The 22,673-nt window shown below is 68.7% G+C and carries 23 protein-coding genes; 7 read left to right on the forward strand and 16 right to left on the reverse strand.

What is annotated here, in order from left to right:
* The 11 genes from ASC46_RS08915 to pcaC form a co-directional block, all read right to left on the reverse strand.
* A complete protein-coding gene (locus tag ASC46_RS08915; protein ID WP_055458923.1) occupies positions 1-1,359 on the reverse strand; it encodes a TRAP transporter large permease in 1,359 nt (452 codons plus the stop codon).
* A gap of 4 nt (positions 1,360-1,363) precedes the next feature.
* Complete coding sequence (locus ASC46_RS08920; RefSeq protein WP_055458924.1) at positions 1,364-1,870, reverse strand: TRAP transporter small permease; 507 nt, start codon at positions 1,868-1,870, stop codon at positions 1,364-1,366.
* Positions 1,870-2,910 (reverse strand): TRAP transporter substrate-binding protein, encoded by a 1,041-nt coding sequence (locus ASC46_RS08925; RefSeq protein WP_055458925.1) that lies wholly within the window; start codon positions 2,908-2,910, stop codon positions 1,870-1,872. The genes ASC46_RS08920 and ASC46_RS08925 overlap by 1 nt, the downstream gene beginning before the upstream one ends.
* A gap of 101 nt (positions 2,911-3,011) precedes the next feature.
* A complete protein-coding gene (locus ASC46_RS08930; RefSeq protein ID WP_055458926.1) occupies positions 3,012-4,457 on the reverse strand; it encodes an aldehyde dehydrogenase in 1,446 nt (481 codons plus the stop codon).
* 48 nt (positions 4,458-4,505) lie between these two features.
* Positions 4,506-5,576, reverse strand: coding sequence for a 3-carboxy-cis,cis-muconate cycloisomerase (locus ASC46_RS08935; RefSeq protein WP_055458927.1), 1,071 nt, complete (start codon positions 5,574-5,576; stop codon positions 4,506-4,508).
* A gap of 4 nt (positions 5,577-5,580) precedes the next feature.
* Positions 5,581-6,783: a 3-oxoadipyl-CoA thiolase gene (gene pcaF, locus ASC46_RS08940; RefSeq protein WP_055458928.1), complete on the reverse strand. Its 1,203-nt coding sequence runs from the start codon at positions 6,781-6,783 to the stop codon at positions 5,581-5,583.
* Positions 6,783-7,562 carry a CoA-transferase subunit beta gene (locus ASC46_RS08945; protein ID WP_055458929.1) on the reverse strand — a complete coding sequence of 260 codons (780 nt, stop codon included), beginning with the start codon at positions 7,560-7,562 and terminating at the stop codon, positions 6,783-6,785. The genes pcaF and ASC46_RS08945 overlap by 1 nt, the downstream gene beginning before the upstream one ends.
* Positions 7,559-8,416 (reverse strand): CoA transferase subunit A, encoded by an 858-nt coding sequence (locus tag ASC46_RS08950; protein ID WP_055458930.1) that lies wholly within the window; start codon positions 8,414-8,416, stop codon positions 7,559-7,561. The genes ASC46_RS08945 and ASC46_RS08950 overlap by 4 nt, the downstream gene beginning before the upstream one ends.
* Before the next feature lie 12 nt (positions 8,417-8,428).
* Positions 8,429-9,037, reverse strand: coding sequence for a protocatechuate 3,4-dioxygenase subunit alpha (gene pcaG / locus ASC46_RS08955; RefSeq protein ID WP_055458931.1), 609 nt, complete (start codon positions 9,035-9,037; stop codon positions 8,429-8,431).
* Positions 9,037-9,789 (reverse strand): protocatechuate 3,4-dioxygenase subunit beta, encoded by a 753-nt coding sequence (gene pcaH / locus ASC46_RS08960; protein WP_055458932.1) that lies wholly within the window; start codon positions 9,787-9,789, stop codon positions 9,037-9,039. The genes pcaG and pcaH overlap by 1 nt, the downstream gene beginning before the upstream one ends.
* Positions 9,770-10,189: a 4-carboxymuconolactone decarboxylase gene (pcaC, locus tag ASC46_RS08965; RefSeq protein ID WP_055458933.1), complete on the reverse strand. Its 420-nt coding sequence runs from the start codon at positions 10,187-10,189 to the stop codon at positions 9,770-9,772. Before pcaC ends, pcaH begins: the two co-directional genes overlap by 20 nt.
* A 155-nt stretch (positions 10,190-10,344) precedes the next feature.
* Here pcaC and pcaQ point away from each other — a divergent pair, with 155 nt between their 5' ends.
* Positions 10,345-11,262 carry a pca operon transcription factor PcaQ gene (gene pcaQ, locus ASC46_RS08970; RefSeq protein WP_055458934.1) on the forward strand — a complete coding sequence of 306 codons (918 nt, stop codon included), beginning with the start codon at positions 10,345-10,347 and terminating at the stop codon, positions 11,260-11,262.
* Here pcaQ and ASC46_RS08975 read toward each other — a convergent pair.
* On the reverse strand, positions 11,252-12,142 hold the full coding sequence (locus ASC46_RS08975) for a helix-turn-helix domain-containing protein (RefSeq protein ID WP_055458989.1): 891 nt from the start codon (positions 12,140-12,142) through the stop codon (positions 11,252-11,254). The two genes, pcaQ and ASC46_RS08975, sit on opposite strands and share 11 nt — an antisense overlap.
* A 107-nt stretch (positions 12,143-12,249) precedes the next feature.
* Here ASC46_RS08975 and pobA point away from each other — a divergent pair, with 107 nt between their 5' ends.
* Both pobA and ASC46_RS08985 read left to right on the forward strand, forming a co-directional pair.
* Positions 12,250-13,419: a 4-hydroxybenzoate 3-monooxygenase gene (gene pobA / locus ASC46_RS08980; RefSeq protein WP_055458935.1), complete on the forward strand. Its 1,170-nt coding sequence runs from the start codon at positions 12,250-12,252 to the stop codon at positions 13,417-13,419.
* A 191-nt stretch (positions 13,420-13,610) separates the two neighbouring features.
* Positions 13,611-14,381: a pseudouridine synthase gene (locus tag ASC46_RS08985; protein WP_055458936.1), complete on the forward strand. Its 771-nt coding sequence runs from the start codon at positions 13,611-13,613 to the stop codon at positions 14,379-14,381.
* Between the two features lie 234 nt (positions 14,382-14,615).
* Here the strand turns inward: ASC46_RS08985 and hmuQ are convergent, their stop codons facing one another.
* A complete protein-coding gene (gene hmuQ / locus ASC46_RS08990) occupies positions 14,616-14,957 on the reverse strand; it encodes a heme-degrading protein HmuQ (RefSeq protein WP_055458937.1) in 342 nt (113 codons plus the stop codon).
* Between the two features lie 396 nt (positions 14,958-15,353).
* The gene (locus tag ASC46_RS08995) at positions 15,354-17,429 is read right to left on the reverse strand and encodes a TonB-dependent hemoglobin/transferrin/lactoferrin family receptor (protein ID WP_245280506.1); all 2,076 of its coding nucleotides are present in this window, start codon (positions 17,427-17,429) and stop codon (positions 15,354-15,356) included.
* A 289-nt stretch (positions 17,430-17,718) separates the two neighbouring features.
* Here ASC46_RS08995 and hemP point away from each other — a divergent pair, with 289 nt between their 5' ends.
* From hemP to ASC46_RS09010, 4 genes are read left to right on the forward strand one after another with little or no spacing between them, the layout of a single operon-like run.
* Positions 17,719-17,895: a hemin uptake protein HemP gene (gene hemP / locus ASC46_RS20815; protein ID WP_071924741.1), complete on the forward strand. Its 177-nt coding sequence runs from the start codon at positions 17,719-17,721 to the stop codon at positions 17,893-17,895.
* A 5-nt stretch (positions 17,896-17,900) separates the two neighbouring features.
* A complete protein-coding gene (locus tag ASC46_RS09000; RefSeq protein WP_055458990.1) occupies positions 17,901-18,818 on the forward strand; it encodes a heme/hemin ABC transporter substrate-binding protein in 918 nt (305 codons plus the stop codon).
* 14 nt (positions 18,819-18,832) lie between these two features.
* Positions 18,833-19,909, forward strand: a complete 1,077-nt coding sequence (locus ASC46_RS09005; RefSeq protein ID WP_055458991.1) for a FecCD family ABC transporter permease — start codon at positions 18,833-18,835, stop codon at positions 19,907-19,909.
* The gene (locus tag ASC46_RS09010; RefSeq protein WP_055458939.1) at positions 19,906-20,697 is read left to right on the forward strand and encodes a heme ABC transporter ATP-binding protein; all 792 of its coding nucleotides are present in this window, start codon (positions 19,906-19,908) and stop codon (positions 20,695-20,697) included. The genes ASC46_RS09005 and ASC46_RS09010 overlap by 4 nt, the downstream gene beginning before the upstream one ends.
* Positions 20,698-20,750: 53 nt before the next feature.
* Here the strand turns inward: ASC46_RS09010 and ASC46_RS09015 are convergent, their stop codons facing one another.
* Together ASC46_RS09015 and ASC46_RS09020 are read right to left on the reverse strand one after the other, a co-directional pair.
* Entirely contained in the window at positions 20,751-21,602 is an 852-nt protein-coding gene (locus tag ASC46_RS09015; RefSeq protein WP_055458940.1) for a universal stress protein, read from the reverse strand.
* A partial coding sequence (locus ASC46_RS09020; RefSeq protein WP_245280507.1) for a cation:proton antiporter occupies positions 21,599-22,673 on the reverse strand: 1,075 nt, incomplete at its 5' end. The genes ASC46_RS09020 and ASC46_RS09015, both read right to left, overlap by 4 nt.

Below are 22,673 nucleotides of genomic sequence, written 5' to 3' on the forward strand. Positions count from 1 at the left end.
CTAGCCTCCCAACACTTTCGGCAGCCAGAGTGTGATCATGGGGAAGGCGACGAGCAGGGCGACGCGCACCAGCTCCGCCGCGAAGAAGGGCATGACGCCCTTGAAAGTCTCGCTCATCGGCGTGTCCTTCGCCATCGAGGAGATGACGAAGACGTTCATGCCCACGGGCGGCGTGATGAGCCCGAGTTCGACGACGATGAGGGCGAGGATACCGAACCAGATCTTGAGATCCTCGGTGCTCAGGCCGAAGCCGGCCGCGTCGGCCGTCTGGTAGAGGCCACCGTTCACCTCGACGAGGACCGGCCAGAAGAAGGGGATGACGAGCAGGATCATCGACAGGCTGTCCATCAGACAGCCGAGGACGACGAGCGCAAGGAGGAGCAGCAGCAGGATGGTCATCGGCGCGAGGCCCGAGTGGGCCATCCATTCCGCCGTCGCCTGCGGCACGCCGGCCCGCGACATGAAGATCTTGAGCATCTCCGCGCCGAGCAGGATGAGATAGATCATGCCCGTGGTGCCGGCCGTCTCCAGGAGCGAGCCCGTCACGCCCGCCCGGTCGAGCTTGCCGCGGAAGAAGCCGAAGACGGCAACGAGGAAGACGCCCACGGCAGCCGCCGGGGTGGGATTGTAGAGCCCGGCATAGATGCCCCCAATAACGAGGCCGAAGATGACGAGGACCGGCACGATACCCTTCGTCGCCGCGAGGAACTCGGCCCGGTCTCCGGCGCTGCCGCGGGGACCGGCATCGGGCCGCAGAAGGACGTAGATCGCGATCGTCACGATGAAGAAGACGACGGCAATGAGGCCCGGCACCAAGGCGGCCATGAACATCGTGACGATGTTGGCCTCGACGATGACCGCATAGATGACGAGGACGACGGAGGGCGGAATGAGAATGCCGAGCACGCCGCCCGCGGCGAGCGTGCCGGTGGCAAGCGCCCCGGAATAGCGGTAGCGGGCCAGCTCCGGCAGCGCGACGCGCCCCATGGTCGAGGCGGTGGCGAGCGAGGAGCCGCAGACGGAGCCGAAGCCGGCGCAGGCCGCGATCGCCGCCATGGCCGTGCCGCCGCGCAGCCAGCCGAGCCATGCGTTCGCCGCCCGGAAGAGGTCCTGGCTGAGGCCCGCTCGCGTCGCGAGCGCGCCCATCAGCACGAACATGGGCACGACCGAGAGATCGTAGACGGAGAACTGGCCGTAGGCGAGCGTCTTCAGCTGGCTCATGAAGATCGCCGGGCCGTTGAGCAGCGTCACGCCCACGCCACCGACGAGGATCATGGCATAGGCGATGGGCATCCGGATCGCGATCAGGAAGACGAGGACGCCGAGGCCGGCGAGGCCGATGAGGAGCGGTTGCGTCATGCGGTCAGGCCCTGGCGTCACGAACGTTCGCGACGAACGTCATGACGGCGGCGATGGCGAGCAGTAACAACGAGACGAGGAAGACCGCATAGGCCATCCAGTGCGGCAGCTGCAGGATCGCGGTGGTGTAGCTGTAGGCCTTCTGGTCCAGCATGCCTACATACATGCGCGTCAGCAGCAGCAGGCTGAAGCCGAGCGCGACAAGCGAGGCGAGCGCCGAGAGCGCCGCCACCCAGCGCGGCGGCAGGCCGGCGGTGAAGATGTCGGCCGTCACGTTACAGTGGTTGAGCTGGCAATAGGGCAGGAACATCGAGGCTGCGACCGCGACCCCCATCTCCGTGATCTCGAAATCGCCCGGAAATGGACGCCAGAGGGCCCCGCCGGCGACCGACAGCACGTTGACCATGACGACGAGGGCAATGAGGGCGCCGCCAGCAAGCGCCCAGACGGTGATGAGGGTGTGGAGAGGGCCGGACCGGACGGCCCCCTCCTCCTTGATCTGCATGGACATCAGTGGCCGCCGTGCTTGGCGATGAGCTCCCGCGCCTTCTTGACGAGCGCCTCGCCGTCGATGCCCTGCCCCTTCACCTCGCCGATCCAGCGGTAAACCACCGGCTCGAGCGCGGCCTGGAAGGCGCTGGTCTCCTCGGGCGTCAGCGTGATGTGCTCGTTGCCGGCGGCGACGGCCACCTTGATGCCGCGCTCGTCGATCTGGCGCCACGTATCGCCGGCCTTGGCGAGCCAGGCCTCGTCCGAGGCGTCGCGGAAGGCCTTCTGGATCTCCGGCGGCAAGGCGTCCCAGCGCGCCTTGTTCATCGACACCTGGAAGATGCTGGTGCCGAAGCGCGTCTTGTCATGGCCCTCGATCTGGTACTTGGTCTGGTCCTGGATCTTCAGCGCCGGGATGATCTCCCACGGGATGAAGGCGCCGTCCACGACTCCCTTCTGCAACGCCTGCGGCAGCTCCGGCACCGGCATCGCCGCGGGGGCGGCGCCGAGCGCCTCGATGACCCAGGCGCCGGTGCGCGTCGGGATGCGCATCTTGAGGCCCTTGAGGTCCGACGGCTGGCGCACCAGCTTGTCGCGCGTCTGGATGGCCTGGCCCGCATGGGCATGCAGGAACATCACCTCGACGCCCTTGTACTCCTCCTTGAGGTTGCTCTCGAACATCTCGCGCATGGCAAGGTTCGCCGCCTTCGGATCATTGACGAAAACGAAGGGCAGCTCGAACACCTCGGTGCGCGGGAAGAGACCCGGCGTGTAGCCGTTCAACGTCCAGACGAGGTCGACGACCCCGTCGCGCGCCTGCTGGATGAGCTCGGGCGGGCGCCCGCCCAGCGTCATGTTGGGGAAGATCTCGATCTTCACCCGCCCGCCGGAGTTCTGCTCCACCTGCCGCGCCCACGGCTCCAGCATGTCCGTCTGCGCCGGCGCCTGCTGGCCGAGGAAGTGGTGCAGCTTGAAGGTGAATTCCTGCGCCGCCGCACCCGTCGCCCCAAGGCCGGCGAGCGCGAGGCCAAGGACTGCCTGACCGATCCAGTTCCGTTTCATCGTTCTCCTCCCTGAGTTGGTCGCCTACCCTCGTGGGAAACCGGGTGGAGCGGCCCGTTGTTGTTCTCGCCGCCCCGGTTCTCGTGAAAGCTCTCCCACATTCAAAACGGATAGTGCTGGCCGGGATCTTCGATGGTCACCCACCGCAGATCCGTGAACTCCGCGATCGCCGCATGGCCACCGAAGCGGCCGTAGCCGCTCGCCTTGACGCCGCCGAAGGGCATCTGCGGCTCGTCCGCCACCGTCGGCCCGTTGATGTGGCAGATGCCGGACTGGATGCGCTCGGCCACCTTGAGCGCGCGGCGGATGTCGCGGCTGAAGACGGCCGAGGACAGGCCGTATTCCGTGTCGTTCGCCACCCGCACGGCCTCCTCCTCGCCGTCGACCCGAATGACCGGCTTGACGGGACCGAAAGATTCCTCCCCATAGACGCGCATCTCGCGCGTCACGTTGTCCAGCACGGTCGCCGCCACAATGGTGCGGTCGCGTGTGCCGCCGGCGACCACCTTGGCGCCCTTGGCGACGGCGTCTGCAATGAGCGCATCCATCTTCTCCGCCGCCTCGCGGCTGACGAGCGAGCCGATGACCACCTGCCCGCGCGGATCGCCCGCCGGCAGCGCCGCGGCCCGGGCTGCGAACTTCTCGACGAAGACATCCGCGATGCTCTTGTCGACGATGATGCGCTCGGTTGACATGCAGATCTGGCCCTGGTGCATGAAGGCGCCGAAGATCGCCGCGTTGACCGCGGCGTCGATGTCAGCATCGTCCAAGACGACCAGCGGCGCCTTGCCGCCCAGCTCAAGCAGGACGGGCTTCAGCTCCTCCGCCGCGAGCCGGGCGATGACCTTGCCGATCCTGGTCGAGCCGGTGAAGTTGGCGTGCCGCACCGCCGGATGGGCGATGAGCGCCGCCACCACCTCGGCCGCGTCATCCGGCGCATTGGTGACGACATTGACAGCGCCCCTGGGGAAGCCGGCATCGGCGAAGACCTCGCCGATGAGCCGGTGCGTCGCCGGGCACATCTCGGAGGCCTTGAGGACCACCGTATTGCCGCAGGCGAGCGCCATGGCGATGGCGCGCGTGCCGAGGATGACCGGCGCATTCCACGGCGCGATGCCGAGGCAGACGCCGCGCGGCTGGCGCACCGCCATGGCGAGCGTGCCGGGCTTGTTGGCGGGGATCACCTCGCCGACGACCTGCGTCGTCATCGCCGCCGCCTCGCGCAGCATGCCGGCGGCAAGATGCACGTTGAAGCCGGACCAGCCGGCTGTCGCACCCGTCTCCTCCATCATGACGCGCATGAAGTCCGCGGCCCGCGCCTCCATCGCGTCGGCCGCCTTGCCGAGCAGCGCCCGCCGCGCGGCGGGGCCCGTCTGCGACCAGCTGGGAAAGGCGCGCGCGGCAGCGGCGACGGCAGCGACGGCATCCTCCTTGCGGGCGGCGGGCGCGCGCGTCGCCACCGCGCCGGTGACAGGATCGCGGCGCTCGAAGGTCGCCCCGCCCATCGCCCCGCAGGCCTCGCCGTCGATCAGCAAAGAAATGTCCATCGCAAATCCCCGTTCGTTCCTTCTCGCCGGCCGCCATGCGCGACCGGGCTAGCCGTCTTCTTGCGCCCCGATGGAGCGGATCTGCCCGATGAGCCGCCCGGCCGTCCCGAGCGCAGCGCCCGTTGCCGCCAGCATCTGCGGCAGCACGAGCCATTCGAGCGTCCAGGCGGCGCCGGAGCGCTCCTGCTCGTGCACCATCGCGCCCGAGAGAGCCCCCGCGAGGGCGGCATTGTAGCGGGCGAGGGCGACGAGAACCTCGGCGCCGACCGGATTTTCCTTGTGCGGCATGACGGACGAGCCGCCGCCGCCCGCAAGGCGGATGTCGCCGAGGGCATTCTGCGCCATGAGCGCGATGTCCTGCCCCATCTTGCCGAGGCTGCCGGTGACGAGGGCGAGCCAGCCGCCGAACTCGACGATGCCGTCGCGCGCGGTGTGCCAGGGGCGCTGCGGCGCGGCGAGATCGAGCAGCCCGGCAAGGCGCCGGGCCACCTCTGGCCCCTTCTCACCCAGCTTGTCGAGGGTGCCGACGGCGCCGCCGAACTGCAGGACGAACAGCCGCGGCGCCAGTTCGGCCAGCCGGACGCGGTGGCGCGCGAGCGGCTGCCGCCATGCGGCGATGCGGTCGCCCGCCGTGATAGGCAGCGCATCCTGCATGCGCGTGCGGCCCCTCAGGGCGTTGCCGCCGAAATCCCGCTCCAGCCTGGCGAGCGCCGTGTCGAGTTCTGTCAGCCGTGCTTCGAACCGGGCAGCGAGCTCCTTCAGGCGCAGCACGAGAGCGGTGTCGACGACATCCTGGCTGGTGGCGCCGAAATGCAGATGCGCCCTGTGCGGCTCCGCGAGGCCGGCGCGCAGCTGGCGCACGAGATCCGGCACGACGACGCCGTCACGCGCCGCCCCGAGGTTGAGCGCTGCCACGTCGGCCCGGAAGGCGCCACACAGATCCTCGATCGCCGCCGCGGCGGCTGCGGGAATGATGTCCTCCTCGGCCTCGGCCCGCGCCAGCGCCGCCTCGAAGCGCAGCATCGCCGCAAGCTCCGCCTCCAGCCCCATGAGCCCCCTCGTCTCCTCATCGCCGAGGAGGCCGGAGAGAAACGGATGGTCGAAAGGCGAAGCGCTCATGCCGTCACACACCCTCGAGCGCGATGGCAATGCCTTGGCCGACGCCGATGCACATGGTGGCGAGGGCGTGACGGGCTTTGCGGGCGGCAAGCTCCAGCGCCGCCGTGCCGGTGATGCGTGCCCCCGACATGCCGAGCGGATGACCAAGGGCGATTGCGCCACCGTTCGGATTGACGTGCGGCGCATCGTCGGGGATGCCGAGCCCGCGCAGTACCGCAAGCCCCTGCGAGGCGAAGGCCTCGTTGATCTCGACGACCTCGAAGTTTTCCGGCGCCATGCCGAGCCTGAGGCACAGCTTGCGCGTCGCCGGCACCGGGCCGTAGCCCATGATGCGCGGCGCGACCCCGGCCGCGGCGCCGCCAAGAATGCGCGCGATCGGCGTAAGCCCGTGCCGTTTCGCCCCCGTCTCGGAGGCGATGACGAGCGCGGCCGCGCCGTCGTTGACGCCGGAGGCGTTGCCCGCCGTCACCGTACCGCCCTGGCGGAAAGGGGTTGGCAAGCGGGCGAGCGCCTCGAGCGTCGTCTCGCGCGGATGTTCGTCGCGTTCGACAACGACATCCGGCCCCTTCCGCTGCGGGATGGCGACCGGCACGATCTCGCGGGCAAGGCGGCCGGAGGCGATGGCGGCGGCGGCGCGCTGCTGCGAACGCAGGGCGAAGGCGTCCTGGTCGGCGCGCGAGACGCCGAACTCGGCCGCCACGTTCTCACCCGTCTCGGGCATGGAATCGACGCCGTACTGCGCCTTCATCAGCGGATTGACGAAACGCCAGCCGATAGTCGTGTCGTGGATTTCCGCATGGCGCGAATAGGCGCTTTCCGCCTTCGGCATGACGAAGGGGGCGCGGCTCATGCTCTCGACGCCACCGGCGATCATGAGCTCGGCCTCGCCCGCGCGGATGGCGCGCGCGGCGGCGAGCACCGCGTCCATGCCCGAGCCGCACAGGCGGTTGATGGTGGTGCCCGGTACGCTCTCCGGCAGGCCCGCCAGCAGCAGCGCCATGCGCGCGACGTTGCGGTTGTCCTCGCCCGCCTGGTTGGCGCAGCCGAAGACGACATCGTCGATCGCGGCCGCATCGAGCGCGGCGTTGCGGGCGAGGAGCGCCCGCAGTGGCACGGCGGCGAGATCGTCCGCGCGCACGCCGGCCAGTGCCCCGCCGAAGCGGCCGATGGGCGTGCGCACGTAGTCGCAGATGAAGGCTTCCGCCATCAGGCCACCTCCTGCCCGCCATGCGCGGCAGCCGTGCGGGCCCTCAGGGCGCGCAGGGTGTCGAGCTCCAGCGCCGTCGGGGCCGGCGTCTCGACAAGGCCCGGCGCAAAGCGCACCGGCCAGCCGCAGGTCTCCTGCACCGCCTCGCGCGTCACGCCCGGATGAAGCGCGGTGACGGTGAATTCCTTCGTCTCCGGATCCGGCTTCCAGATCGCAAGGTCGGTGATGAGCAGCGTCGGGCCCTTGGTCCTGAGGCCGAGCCGCTCGCGCGCATGGCCGCCCTCGCCGTGGCCGAAGGAGGTGAAGAAGTCGATCTTGTCCACGAGCCCGCGCTTCGACTGCTTCATGGTGATGAAGATTTCGCCGCAGGAGGAGGCGATCTCGGGTGCGCCGCCGCCGCCGGGCAGGCGCACCTTTGGCGTGTGGTAGTCGCCGATCACCGTGGTGTTGATGTTGCCGAAGCGGTCGAGCTGCGCGGCGCCGAGGAAGCCGACGCTGATGCGCCCGCCCTGCAGCCAGTAGCGGAACATCTCGGGCACGGACACGGTGGTCACCGCCGTCTCGCACAGCTCCCCGTCGCCGATGGACAAAGGCAGCACGTCCGGCGCCGTGCCGATCGTGCCGCTCTCGTAGATGAGGGTGATGTCCGGCGCATGGGTGAGCCGCGCCACGTTGCAGGCTGCGGAGGGGGCGCCGATGCCCACGAAGCACACGTCGTCGTTCTTCAGCGCCCGCGCCGCGGCGATGGTCATCATCTCGTCGGAGGTAAAGCCCGTCATCGTGCGGCCCTCAGCGCTGCGACGCGGCCAGCGAAGACGTCTGCGTCCTTGTCGAGGACGTTCTGCTTCATCCACGCCATGAAAGCCTCGCGGTCGGCGGCGATCGCATCCCATTCGAGATAGCTGCGGTTGTCGCGGGCGTAGTAGCCGTGGGCGTAAGAAGGATGGGCGCCGCCTGGCACGACGGCGATGGCCTTCACCGTCCAGTGCGGCAGCACGCAGGCGTTGGGGTGGACGCCCGCGAAATCCTCCACCACCTCCTCCACGGTCACGACGGCGCGCCTTGCCGCGAGCACCGCCTCTTTCTGGATGCCGATGATGCCCTCGACCAGCACGTCGCCGCGGCGGTTCGCCTTCTGGGCGTGGATGAAGGTCACGTCCGGGCGGATGGACGGCACCGCCGCCAGTTCCTCGCCCGTGAACGGGCAGATGATGGAACGGATGTTGGGATTGACCTTGGCGAGGCTCGTCCCCTTGTAGCCGCGGAAGACGGCGCACGGCAGGCCCGCCGCGCCCGCCTCGTAGGCATTGGCCATGGCGGCGTGGGAATGTTCCTCGATCTCGACCGGATGCGGCCAGCCGTTCTCCACCGCGTCGCGCAGTCGCCGCAGCAGGCCGACGCCCGGATTGCCGGCATAGGAGAAGATGAGCTTCTTCGCGAGGCCCATGCCGATCATCTGGTCGTAGACGATGTCGGGCGTCATGCGCACGAGCGTCAGGTCGCGCCGGCCTTGGCGGATGGCCTCGTGCGCCGCGGCGTGGGGGATGAGATGCGTGAAGCCCTCGAAGGCAGCGGTGTCGCCGTCGAAGACGTTGCTACTGACAGCCTCGGCGAGGCTCATGAAAGTCGCCATCAGGCTTTGCCCTCACACGTCGAAGAAAACGGTCTCGCCGTCACCCTGCAGGTGAATGTCGAAGTGGACGGTGTCGCCCTCTCGCCGGCCGATCAGCGTCGGCACGCGGGCGGGCACGACGCGGCGCAGCACGGGATCGTCCCGGTTCGCCGCCTCCTCGTCGGAGAAATACATGCGCGTATGGAGGCCGATGTTGATGCCGCGCGCGACGATCCAGAAGCTGACGTGCGGCGCCATCGTCGTGCCGTTCGGCCCGGGGACGCGGCCGGGCTTGACGGTCTCGAAGACGAAAGCGCCCTCCTCGTCCGCGGCGCAGCGCCCCCAGCCGGCGAAGTTCGGGTCGGCACGGCCGCGATGCTCGGCCGGGCTGTTGTAGAGCCCGGCGGCATCGGCCTGCCAGATCTCGACGATGCAGTCGTTCACCGGCCGCCCCGCCCCGTCGAGCACGCGGCCGCGGATGGTGATGCGCTCGCCGCGGACCCCGTCGGCCACCATGCGGGCGCCGAGGTCCTCCGGCGTGACGCCGGTGATGCCGCAGACATTGGGCGTCAGGCCGATGTGCACATAGGGGCCCGCGGTCTGCGACGGCGTTTCCCTCAGGCGATCGAGATGCTGGACCATCAGTTCCCCTCCGGCCGGTTCTCGAAGAAGGTGGAGCGGCGCCCGCGCAGCACGATGTCGAACTTGTAGGCGCGGCAGTCCATCGGCACCGCATTGGCCATGTCGAGCGCCGCGACGAGCTGCGCGACGGCCGCCGGGTCGGCGATCGTGCGGACGATCGGGCACTGCGGGATCATCGGGTCGCCCTCGAAATACATCTGCGTGATGAGCCGCTGGGCGAAGCCGGAGCCGAAGACCGAGAAATGGATGTGAGCCGGGCGCCAGTCGTTGACGCCGTTCGGCCAGGGATAGGCACCGGGCCGGATGGTGCGGAACCAGTAGCGCCCTTCGCTGTCGGTCAGCGAGCGGCCGAAGCCGCCGAAATTGGGGTCGAGCGGAGCGAGATAGCCTTCCCGCTTGTGGCGATAGCGGCCGCCGGCATTGGCCTGCCAGTATTCCACCAACACGTCCGGCACCGGGCGGCCGTTCTCGTCGAGCACGCGGCCGTGCACGATGATACGCTCGCCGATGGCGGCTTCGCCCGGCTTGGCGAAATTGCGAATGAGGTCGTTGTCGAGCGCGCCGATGATGTTGTGGCCGAAGGCCGGCCCGGTCTTCTCGGACAGGGTGCTCTCAAAGGAGACGAGCGCCTCGCGCGGCGCGCGCAGGATGGTGGACTTGTAGCCTGGCGCATAGGCCGGCGGATGCCGGCCACGGTCGCGCGCCATGAAGGGCGCGGCCTCGGACGCCAGATTAGAGAGCCGCTTGTCCATCCTCCTCCTCCCCTTTCATGCCGACGAGCGCCTCGCGTGCCACCTTGATCGCCTGGTTGGCGGCCGGCACGCCGGCATAGATGGCAACATGCAGCAGGGCTTCGCGAATGTCGTCCATTGTCGCTCCGGTGCGGGCGGTGGCGCGCACGTGCATGGCCATCTCCTCGTAATGGCCGAGGGCGGCCAGAAGGGCGATAGTGACCATGGAGCGCTCGCGCTTCGTCCACGTCTCGCGCGACCACACGTGGCCCCAAGCAGCTTCGGTAATGAGGGACTGGAACGGACCGTCGAAACCGTTCGCGTTGGCGAGCGCCCGCTCGACATGCGCCTCGCCCAGAACGGTGCGCCGCGTGGCGAGGCCCTGACGATAGCGCTCGGACGGTTCGTCCCCGGTCGGCATCGAGCCCTCCTCCCTTGTCCGGCTTTTCGCACCACGCTCTCACGACAGGCGGTGCCGTCCTTCTTTGGAACCATAGTGCTGCGCGAAAATGTTTCTGTAAAATGATAATAATGCAGGTTATGATAACCCCTGTGTTATCTATCGTGGGGGCCTGCATGGCTGACGGGCGTGTGCGCTTGCGCCACCTCAGGACCTTTCTCGAAGTTTCCCGCCAGCATTCCATTGGCAAAGCGGCGGAGGTCCTCAACGTCAGCCAGCCGGCGGTGACGAAGACGATCCGGGAGCTCGAAGCAATCCTCGGCGCGCCGCTGTTCGACCGTGAGGGTCGCGGCATCCGCCTGTCGCATTACGGCGAAGTGTTCCTACGCCATGCGGGGGCGAGCATTGCCGCCGTGCAGCAGGGCATCGACAGCGTCGCCCGCGCCCGGGCGGGCGGCGGCCCGCCCATCCGTATCGGCGCCCTGCCGACGGTCTCGACGCGCATCATGCCGCGCGCCATGGCGCAGTTCCTGGCGGCTGAGACCGGCAGCCAGACCAAGATCGTCACCGGCGAGAATATCGTGCTGCTCGACCAGTTGCGCCTCGGCCAGCTCGACATCGTGGTCGGCCGCCTCGCCGCACCCGAGCAGATGGCGGGCCTCGCCTTCGAGCATCTCTATGCCGAGCAGGTTCGCTTCGTGGTGCGCACCGGCCATCCCCTCCTGTCGGGCCGGCTCGATTTCGCGCGCATCCGGGAATTTCCCATCCTCATGCCGACGCGCGGCTCCGTCATCCGTCCCTTCGTCGAGCGCTTCCTGCTCGCGCACGGCATCGCGGAGCTGCCCGGCGAGATCGAGACGGTGTCGGATGCCTTCGGCCGCGCCTTCGTGCGCAGCTCGGACGCGGTGTGGATCATCTCCGAGGGCGTCGTCGCCGCCGACGTGGCCGACGGCTTCCTGCAGCTCCTGCCGATCGACACCTCCGAGACGCGCGGCGCCGTGGGCCTGACGACGCGGCAGGGCGAAACCGGAAATGCCGCGATGGACATCCTCTCGCGCGCCATCCGCGACACGGTGGAGGTGCTCAGGCTGTAAGCGCCGCTTCCTCACTCCGCGAGAGGGCACGAAAACGGCTCGGCGTCATGCCCGCCGCCCGCGTGAAGAAGCGGGTGAAATAGGCCGGGTCGGCATAGCCGAGGATGATGCCGATCTCCTTGACGCTGAGGGCGCTGAACTTGAGGTAGCGCTTGGCCTCGGTCAGGACGCGGCCCTCGATGGCCGATAGCGCCGTGATGCCGAGCTCGCGCCGGCAGATGCGGTTGAGATGCGTCGTGCTCATGCCCAGCGCCCCGGCATAGAAGGACAACGCGCGGTTGTCCCGGTAGTGCCGGTCGACCAGCGCCTGGAAGGCGCGCAGGTGCCGGGCCGCGACGGCGGCCGGCCCATCGGCGGCGGCCGGGCCGGCAAGGCCGATGCGATGGATGGCGAGGAACAGCAGCACCAGCCGCGCCCTGACGGCGAGCGCCTGGCCGGGTGCCGCCCGGTCCGCTTCCTGCGCCAGGCGCGCGATGTCGGCCGCGAGCGGCGACAGCCCCTCCGTCTCGGGGCCGAGGATGCGCGGCCGCGCAAAGCCGGCCAGGATGTCCGGCACCTCGGCGAGGAGGCCGGCAAGGTCGCGCTCGAAGAGCGTCAGCACGAAGCCTTCCACGTCGGGCGAGAAGGCATAGCCGTGCACGGTGAGCGCCGGCACCGTGACGAGCGCCGGCGCCGCAAGCGCCGTCTCCAGGCCGTCGAGCGTCACCCGCGCCGCGCCGCGGGCGAGGAACAGCACCTGGAAGAACTGCTCGTGCCGGTGCGGGGCGATGTGGAAGCCGTAGAGCCGGCTGCGCGAGGTGATCGTCTCCCAGTGCAGCCAGTTCTGCTCCTCGGAGTAGGTGTCCTCGCCGTAGAGGGCGTAGACGGGGATGTCGGTCATGTTCGTATCGTCCAACTCTTTGTCCGCTCCGTCCATTGGCAATCGCATCCGCCCTCCACAGACTTGTCGCCAATGACGAGCGGCCGCGAAGGCCGCGGGAGGACGACATGCGCACCCAGGTTGCGATCATCGGGGCGGGGCCCGCCGGGCTCATGCTCGGCCGGCTGCTGGAGCGGGCCGGCATCGAGGCCGTCATCATCGAGCGACGCAGCGCCGACTACGTCCTTGGCCGCATCCGGGCCGGCGTCCTCGAGCAGAGCACGGTCGAACTCCTCGCCCGCGCGGGCGTCGATGAGCGGCTGAAGACGGAAGGCCTCGTGCACGACGGCATCGAGATCTCCTTCGACGGCGACATGCACCGCATCGACTTCTCGGGTCTCATCGGCCGCCACGTCACCGTCTACGGCCAGACCGAGGTGACCCGCGACCTCATGGAGGCGCGGACAAGCTCCGGCGCCTCGTCCATCTATGAGGCCGAGGACGTCTCGATTCACGATTTCGACGGCGCGCGCCCCCGCGTGCGCTACCGCAAGGACGGCGTCACGCACGAGATTGCCTGCGATTTCATCGCCGGCTGCGACGGTTTCCACGGTGTCACGCGCGCGAGCGTGCCGAAGAAGGCGCTCCAGCTCTTCGAGCGCGTCTACCACTTCGGCTGGCTCGGCGTGCTCGTCGACAAGCCGCCCGTGGCGGAGGAGCTGATCTACGCCCACCACGAGCGCGGCTTTGCGCTCTGCTCCATGCGCTCGCCGAGCCGCAGCCGCTATTACGTGCAGGTGGACGCCGACGAGAAGGTCGCGGCCTGGTCGGACGAGCGCTTCTGGGACGAGCTGCGCCGCCGCCTCAACCCGGAGGTGGCGGAGCGGCTCGAGACCGGGCCCAGCATCGAGAAATCCATCGCGCCGCTGCGCAGCTTCGTCGCCGAGCCAGTGCGGTTCGGCCGCCTGTTCCTTGCGGGCGATGCCGCCCACATCGTGCCGCCGACCGGCGCCAAGGGCCTCAACATGGCGATGCACGACGTGCGTCTGCTAGCGGATGCCCTCATCGAGCACTATGGCGATAAGTCCGACGCCGGCATCGACAGCTATTCGGCCAAGGTCCTCGCCCGCACGTGGAAGACGGAGCGCTTCTCCTGGTGGATGACGTCGCTGCTTCACGTCTTCCCGACGACCGGCGCCTTCGGCCGCCGCATCCAGCGGGCGGAGTTCGACTATCTGAAATCATCGCGCGCCGCGGCGACGTGCCTCGCCGAGAACTACACCGGGCTGCCTGACTGAGCGGCCGGGTCGCGGCCGGCAGCGACGGCAGCGCTGCATTGCAGCAGCGATATTGCATCGCGGTATGAAAGATCCTAAAGCGCCTGCCGGCGACCCATCCGGCAGGAGCAGGATCCATTGTACGCAGGCCTGATACCCTGCCCACCCCGCGCGATCCGTCACGCAGCGGCCCGCGCCCCCGGTGGCCGGCCGTGAACCGGCCTCTTCCGAGGGGCCGGGGCGGACCCCGGCACACAGCAGGCGCCGTCGTCAGCCTGCCGCGCGCCCTGTCGAAGCTCGGCTTCTGCTCGCGCACTCAGGCCGAGGCCCTGATCGCCGAGGGACGCGTCAAGGTCGACGGACGCACGGTCCGCGATGCGACAGTCCGGGTCGATCCCGGTCGGGCGCGCATCACGGTCGACGGCAGGCCCGTCGTCGCCGAGCGCAAGGTCTACCTGATGCTCAACAAACCGCGGGGGCTCGTGACCACCCGCGACGACCCTCAGGAACGGGCAACGGTCTACGATTGCCTCGAGGGGCTCACCCTGCCTTTCGTCGCTCCAGTCGGCCGCCTCGACAAAGCGAGCGAAGGTCTTCTCCTCATGACCAACGACACGCGCTGGGCCCAGCGCCTCCTTGATCCAGCCTCCGATGTCGAGAAGACCTATCACGTGCAGATCGACCGCATGCCGGACGAAGCATTGCTCGCCCGCCTCACCGCCGGTCTGACGGTCGACGGAGAGCACTTGTCCGCGAGATCCGCCGCCGTACTGCGGGCCGGACAGCGCAACGCCTGGCTCGCTATGGTGCTCAACGACGGCCGGAACCGCCACATCCGGCGGATGCTCGGCGCGCTCGGTATCGAGGTCCTGCGCCTCGTGCGCGTCGCGATTGGCGGCATCGCGCTCGGCGACCTGCCCAAGGGCGCCGTGCGGCACCTTACACCTGCTGAAAAGGCGCAGCTCGATCGGGCCCCGCGCTGAGAAGCATCCGTGACGGAAGGGCGCGCCGGTCCAGTCGGGACGGCTGACGCACAGTTTCGGCCGGCGGCGCCATCCTTGGGCGTTTTCCGGAGCGGTTCAGCCGGCCGGCCTGCCGCTCAGACCGCGTTGCCGGCCTCGAGCCGGCTGCGACCCCCTGAACAGGGCGGACAGGAAACGGGCGCGCCCGGCAGGAGCGCCCCGTTTTGCCTTCTCCAGAATGCGGAGGTCTCACCCTCAGGCGGCGGCGTTCACCCGTTCGCCATCCTTGGTGACGGTCTGGATGATCTCGAAGCCCTCGAACTGCGGATGGCCGAGGTAGAGCACCTTGTTTTGCCCGGCATCCTTGTGGGCGTTGCGGAAGGCTTCCGACTTGGTCCAGCCTTCGAAGGCCTCCTTGCTCGCCCAGACCGTGTGCGAGGAATAGAGCACGTGGTCGTCGTGCTGGGGCCCGCGCAGCAGGTGGAACTCGACGAACCCCGGCACCTCGTGCAGGTAGACGTCGCGCTCGCGCCAGACCCGCTCGAAGTCGGCGCAGGAATCGGGATGAACCTTGAAGCGGTTCATGGCGATGTACATGGTTTCTTCTCCTTGGATGGACCTGAACAGGCGCCCTACGGCACCAGGGGCCGCCGCACTTGACGAGGTTGTTATCCTCGTCGAGCACGGCGAATTGGCGCAACGTGTCGGCCGCATCCGTAATCCGCGGCCGACCTTCCCCCGGCAGAACCCGCGACCTCGAAAGCTCCCCGCCAGGGCAGACGATCCCTCTCCCGACATGGCCAGCCGGCGAAGAAGTGCAGTTCGATGCCGTCGCGGCGCGGAACCAGGTTATCGTCGTAGCGGTCTGCGAGCGTAAAGCCGCGCCGCTCGCAGAAGGCGATCGTGCGCTCGAAATCGCGGCTGGGCATAACCGGTATCGCGGTATTCATGGGAATCCTCGGCATCGGTCCCTCTCGGCTGCTGCGACCGCAACTACTTCGCCGCGAACTTGACGGTGAGCGCGAACTTCGCCGTGAGGCCCGGGCTCGGCTCGGAATTGAGGTACTGCGTGTACTGGCGATCGAACACGTTCTTGACGATGACGTCACCCCGGATCCGGTCGCTGTACTGATAGGAGGCGAACAGGTCGACGAGACCGTAGCCCTTGGTGGGGTTCGACACCGTCTCCTTCGAACCGTCGACGAAGGTGAGTCGCGTCCCGACCGTCAGCTTGTCGTCGAGGAAGCGCAGGCCGAGCGTCGTGCTGACCTGATCCGGCATGACGCTGTTGAGCGGCATGTTCGTCTGCTTGTTCTTGCCTGTGATATGCGTCGCCGCCAGCGAGATGAAGCCGCCGCCCCAGTCATAGGCGGCCTCCAGCTCGACGCCCGTGAGCCGCGCCCTGGCGACGTTCTGGTACTGCTGGTCGTGGAATTCGACGCAGGGCGTGCCGGGGAACCGGCAGAACGCCGCCGGGAAGCCCGGCGCCACCGGGATCCGGTAAGGCTCGCCGACCTCCACCATGTCGATGAAGTTGGTGACGTTGTTGAGGAAGACGTTGGCCTTGCCGCGGAACTTATCGTTCTCGGTGAAGATGCCGTCGTACTTCACGTTGACGCCGGCTTCCCAGGTTTTGGCGACCTCCGGCTTGAGGCCGGGGTTGGGCAGGATGTTGAAGGCCGGGAACGGGTGCGTGCCGGCGATCAGCGTCTCCGTCACGGTCGGCGCGCGATAGCCCTCGGCATAGGTGCCGTAGAGCTCGATGCCCTCGATCGGCGTGACGCCGACGGTGATCTTCGGCGACAGGCGGCTGCCGCTCGATTCATTGCCCCCGCCCTCGAGCTTGTAGTCGTCGAAGCGCAGGGCGCCGATGACGCGCAGCCAGCCGCCGTAGCGCAGTTCGTCCTGGACGAAGGCACCGGCGAGGCGCCGCCGGCCTGACGGCGTCAGCGCCGAGGCGAAGCCGCCGGCCGTGTCGGTGGTGGTGACGTCGTCACGCAACGCATCGAAGCCGATGGTCAGCGCATGGTCGACGGCGGCCGTGCTGAAGCGCGCCGTGTTGTAGACGTCGAAGCCGAGGGTGCCGACATCGAAGCGCCGCGCCGCGCCGGCACGCGCGCCGAGGAAGCTGTAGGCCGAGGTCGGGTTGATGAGGCGCTGGTCGTCCGTCGTCGTGGCGTAATAGCCCTTGATCGACAGGTCGAGCCAGGGCACGTCCGGCCGCTGGAAGCGGTGGCCGAGCGTATAGGTGCCGGTCTGCACCTCGTGGCCGAAGCGCGCGCCGACGGCCTGGCCGGCATCGTTGTAGGCGCTGTTGGTGTAGCTGTATTCTTGGAACAGCGCAGTCGCCGAGATGGTGTGGCCGTCCGCCGGGCGCAGGTTGAACTTGACGTTGCCGGCCGAGATCTGGGTGCCGGTGTCGCGGATGGTCGTGCCGCTGCCGTCCTTGTAGGGCGTCTCGTTGCGCCAGACGAACTGGCCGAAGACGTCGGCCGCCGTGCCGAGCCGCGCACCGATCATGGTGCTGTTCACGAAATTGGCGCCGTTGGTTCCGGCCCCGAGACGCTGGACGACGCCGATCTGCTCGTCCGCATCAAGGACGTCGTCGATGGTGCGCGTGCGAAAGGCAACGACACCGCCGATGGCGCCCGAGCCATAGATCGTCGACACCGGACCGCGCGTGATGTCGATGCCGCCGACCAGTTCCGGATCGAGATAGAAGCTGCCATTGGCGCCATGCCCGCTCTTGCCGTAGTTCTGCCGGGCGCCGTCGACGAGCACGGCCACGCGGCCGAAATCCTGCATGCCGCGAATGTTGATGGCCTGGCCCGGATCGTTGACGTCCGTCGACGTCGTGACGCCCGGCACGCCGAGGAATACGTCCGAGATGCGCGAGGGCTGCAGGCGGGCGACGTCGCGCTCGTTCACCGTGCTGACACCCGCCAGCGCATCGATGACCCTATCCTCGGTCTTCGTTGCCGTGACCGTGATCTCATCGAGCGTCACCTCCCCGCCCGGAGCAGCCGGCTGGGTGGGCCCATCCTGCGCCAGTGCGGTCGACAGAGCCATGAAGGAAACCGTGGCGCAGAGCGCCGCGCGAGCCGTAACGCGCATGTGATCGAAGCCCCCCGAATGTCCGAATTTGACTGGTTCGGCTGGCTGGCTGCGGGCTTCGAGGCCCCGGCTGGCTGGCGCTGTCGCGCTCCTGCCGAGGAGCGCATTTGCGCTTCCTATACGCCTTGTGTATGCACGTCAATCGAAGCAAAACCACAGTAGTTTTGTACTATTCAAAACTTCTGTAAAGTTGAGAATCGTTCAAAACAACCTTTCGAACAGTTAAAAGGAAACGGCCGTCGCCATGTCCACGTCATCCCTGCCTTCCGCGCCGAGTCCGGCTCCGCTCAAGGCCGCCGAACCGCCCGCTATCGATGTACGCTCGCTCTTCGCGGGCGGGCGCGAGGTGGTGCTTCTGCACAAGGGCGAGCGCTATCACCTGCGCATCACGGCCAATGACAAGCTCATCCTGACGAAGTGACGGCCATGACCGGCAGACTGCAACACCTCCTGTCACGGCGCGCCTTGAACGGCCTGCTGGCCGCCGCCCTCCTCCTCGCTCCCGCGCCGCTCGCACTGGCGCTGTCGGGCGAACCGCCGGGCGGCAACCGTATCGTCGCCGTCGGCGGCGCCGTCACGGAGATCCTCTACGCCCTCGGCCTCGAGGCGCGCATCGCCGCCGTCGACACGACCAGCACATTTCCCGAGCAGGCGCTGAAGGAGAAGCCGAACGTCGGCTATGTCCGCGCCCTGTCGGCCGAGGGCATCATCGCGCTCAACCCGTCGCACGTCATCGCCATTGGCAATGCCGGGCCGCCCGACGCGATCAGGCTGATCAAGGAGACGGGCGTGCCCTTCACGCAACTCCCGGATGAGCCGACGCCCGAGGGGATCGTGGGGAAGATCGAGACCGTCGGCCGGCTGACCGGAACGGAGGCGAAAGCCGATGTGCTTGCCGCCGAGGTGCGCCGCAGCTTCGCCGACCTCGCGGCGACGCGGGAGCGCATCGAGAAGCCAGTCAAGGCCCTCTTCGTCCTCGCCATGCAGAATGGCCGGCCGCTCGTCGGCGGACACGCCACCTCGGCCGACGCGATCCTGCGCCTCGCGGGTGCGGAGAACGCAGCCGGCGCCATCGAGGGCTTCAAGCCGATGACGGACGAGGCCATCATCGCCGCGGCGCCGGACGTCATCGTCATGATGGCCAACGGCGGCCATGCGGCCGGTCGCGCCGAGGAGGTCTTCGCCGCGCCCGCCTTCGCCGGCACGCCGGCGGCAAGCCGGCAGGCGCTCGTGACCATGGACGGGCAACTCATCCTCGGCTTCGGCCCGCGGACGCCGCGAGCAGCCGGGGAGCTGATGCACGCCTTCTATCCCGCGCTGGCGACGAGCGAGAAGGCACAGTGAGCATCGCGGCCGACATGACTGGCGATGCGATCGACGCCGCACTAGCGCGGCGTCGGCTGCGCACGCTCATCCTGTTCCTCCTGCTCGGTGCCGGCGTCGTCATCGTCTCGGGGCTGTCCATCGGCACCGGCGCGCTCGCCCTCGCTCCCTCCCGGGTGGTCGCGGTTCTGCGCGCCGTACTCACCGGAACGGTGCCGGACGATATGGCGCGCGATGCGCTCGTCGTCGTCGGCATCCGCCTGCCACGGACCCTGCTCGGCGTGCTCGTTGGGGCATCGCTCGCCGTCTCCGGCGCCCTGATGCAGGGGCTGTTCCGCAACCCGCTCGCCGATCCGGGCCTTGCCGGCGTCTCCTCCGGGGCCGCCCTCTTCGCCGCCGGCATGATCGTGCTCGGGGAGCGCCTGGTCGCCCTGACCGGCCCCCTGCCCTTCATCACCTTGCCGATGGCGGCCTTCGGCGGGGCGCTTCTCACCACCTTCACACTCTATCGAATCGCGACCCGCGCCGGCCGCACCTCCGTCGCGACACTGCTCCTCGCCGGCGTTGCGCTCGGGGCTCTCGCCGGCGCGCTCACGGGTGTGCTCACCTTCCTCAGTGACGACCGGCAGCTGCGCGATCTCACCTTCTGGTCTCTCGGCAGCCTTGGCGGCGCCACCTGGGCGAAGACGGCGACGGTCGCTCCGGCCATCCTGCCCGTGCTCGTCGCCGTGCCGTTCCTCGCCCGCGGGCTCAACGCCCTCGCGCTGGGTGAAGCGGAAGCCTTTCACCTCGGCATCGCCGTCGAGCGGGTGAAGCAGGTGGCGATCTTCCTCGTCGCCGTCGCCGTCGGCGCCTCGGTCGCCGTCTCGGGCATCATCGGCTTCGTCGGCATCGTCGTGCCGCATCTGCTGCGCCTCGCCATCGGGCCGGATCACCGCGTGCTCCTGCCTGCGAGCGCCCTCTTCGGCGGCATCCTGCTCGTGCTGTCGGACATGCTGGCACGCACGCTCGTCCAGCCCGCGGAATTGCCCATCGGCATCGTCACCGCGGCTATCGGCGCGCCCTTCTTCCTCTGGCTGCTGCTCACCGGCCGCCGGAGCCTCGCCCTATGACCGCCGTCGTCACCGCCACCGGCATCGGCCTCGAGGCCGCCGGCCGGACGATCCTCGCGCCGATGGACCTCGCACTCGCTGCCGGTGAGCTCACCGTCGTCATCGGGCCGAACGGCGCCGGCAAGTCGACGCTGCTCAGGGTTCTTGCCGGAGAGGTCGCGCCGGCGAGCGGCGCGGTCGTCTATGGCGACACGCCCGTCGCCGCCATGCCGCCGTGGCGCCTCGCCGCGAAACGGGCCGTGCTGCCGCAGAGCACGCAGCTCGCCTTCCCGTTTACCGTCGCCGAGGTGGTGCGCCTGGGGCTCGACGGGGCTGGCAATGCGGCCGAGCGGATGGACATGATGCGCCGAGCGCTCGCTGCGGCCGATGTCGGCCATCTCGCCGGTCGCAACTACCAGACCCTCTCCGGCGGTGAGCAGCAGCGGGTGCAGTTCGCCCGCGTGCTGGGCCAACTCATGGTCGGCGGCAGGCGGGAGAAGCACCGCGCGCTCTTCCTCGACGAGCCGGTCGCGAGTCTCGACCTGAGGCATCAGCTCGCCCTGCTCGAGCACGCCCGGCGCCTCGCCGGCGAGGGCGTCGCCGTGCTCGCCATCCTGCACGACCTCAACCTTGCCGCCGCCTATGGCGATCGGCTGGTTGTGATGAAGGCCGGCGCCGTCTTCGCCGACGGTTCCCCGGAGAAGGTCCTGACGGACGCACTCCTGCGCGACGTCTTCAAAGTGGGGCTGAGTGTCGGTGCCGTGCCGGCAACCCCCTTCGTGCTGCCCCGCGCGGCTGCGGGAGGCTGAACGGCTGGCAGGAACGCTGCCATCGCCCCGCGTCGGCCCGAGCGGCGTCGATGCTACAGCCCGCGCGATCGCGAGACGATCCGCGGCACGATGAGGACGTCCGTCGATCCGTGGCGGATCAGCTCAGAGCTGACGCTGCCGAGCAACCCGCGGGCGACGGCGCGACGCGCGTGCGAGGAGACGGCCACCAGGTCACAGCCGGCACTTTCGACGAGATCCGCAATCGCCAAGCGCGGCGGCGCATCGACAATCCTGATGTCGAGCGGCATGCGGTGTCCCTTCAGACCGGCCGTGATGCGGGCGCGCGCCTCCTGAGCGATTCGCGCGCGATAGTCGTCGCGGATCTCCCGTTCGACACCGGCATAGTGCAAGAGCCCTTCGGCCGGGGCGCTGACGGCATGCAGCAGCGTCGCCCGTCCCGGAGCGGCCGTGCCAAACCGGGCCAGCACGTGGAGCAGTTCCGGCCCTTCGTCGCTCTCGACGCCCACTAGTGCGTGGCGATAGGGCGCGCCGTCGATCCGGACGATGAGCACCGGCACGGCCGATACGCGGATCAGCCGCTCGACGGTGGTGTCGCGGAAGAGGTCGCGCAATGGGCTGCGCCGATGGTCGCCCGCTACGATCAGGTCGGCATGCGCCTGGGTGGCTGCGCGATGCAGCGCCCAGAAGACGTCACCAACCACCACCTCGCAGCTGACATTCACGCCGCCGACGGTGGCCGCCTCCTGGCCTATCGTCTGCTCGGCCTCGGCGACCCGGTGATCGAGAATGTGCCTGGGCAGCCCGTCATCGACGGCATGGACAAGCAGCAGGCGGGCCCCGGCACCTGTCGCGATGGCCGCCGCCCGCCGAAGCGCGACGCCGCTGCGCTGCGAGAAGTCGGTAACGGCCACGATCGTCTTCATGTCGGCGTCGCCTCCTCCACCATGCTGGCCAATTCCTCGTCGAGATCGGCGATCTGCTTGGCCGCCGCCGTCGCAGCATCGTCGAAGGGATAGAGAACGAGGTCGATGCCCCCGCTCTCCTTGAGGCGACGCGCTTCCTCGTCATCGCGTGCGGTGATGGCGACCCGGCCTGCGAACCGATGCGAACGAATCGCCGTGATCAGCCCGCTGTGCGGATCCGTCTCGGTCAGAAGGATGGCGCCGTAAGGAACGGACAGGACGATCCAGCGTGCCTGAACCAGCGGCAACTCGGACCAGAACTCCTGTTCTGCAACGTCGCCGTAGCGCACCTGCCAGCCCTCGTGTGACAGACGCCGGACGGCCTGCGGATCGAGATCCACGCCGAGCACGCTGTAGCCGGCGTCGTCGAGGCGCCTCAGCAACTGGCTACCGAAGCGGCCGAGCCCGAAAACGATGACGTCGACGGCCGGCCGCTGTTCGTCGTTTTCCGCGGCCACTTCCCTCCCATCGCGGAGATCGAGCGGACGCAGCAGCGGCCGCGCCCATACATAGAGCTCATGGGAATAGGTGATCATGTAGACGGACAGCGCAATCGTCACGAGCCCTACCAGGGTGACGAGTCCCACGGCGGACTGATCGACATGGCCGAGGCTGAGCCCCATGGTTATGAAGATGAGCGAGAATTCCGAGATCTGCGCGACCGTGAGGCCCGCGAGGAACCCCGTGCGGGCGCGGTAACCCATCCAAGCCATGATCAGGATGACGATCAGTGGATTTCCGACGAGCACGAACAGCGAGAAGACGATGGCGCGTGTAAAGTCCTCCCCGAGCGTGGAAAGCTCCAGCGTTGCACCGATCGACAGAAAGAAGAACAGCAGCAGGAAGTCCCTCAAGGCTGCAAGCCGCGCCGAAACCATGTCGCGATAGGGCGTGGAGCCGATGGAGATGCCGGCGGCAAGGCCGCCGAGTTCCTTGCCGAGACCGATCGTGTCGCCGATGGTGGCCGCCGTCGCCGCCCATCCGATGGAGGCGATGACGAGCAGTTCCGGCGTGCGGGCAAGACGGCTCATC

Origin of the sequence: Chelatococcus sambhunathii (assembly GCF_001418005.1) — a bacterium.
Lineage (GTDB): Bacteria > Pseudomonadota > Alphaproteobacteria > Rhizobiales > Beijerinckiaceae > Chelatococcus_A > Chelatococcus_A sambhunathii.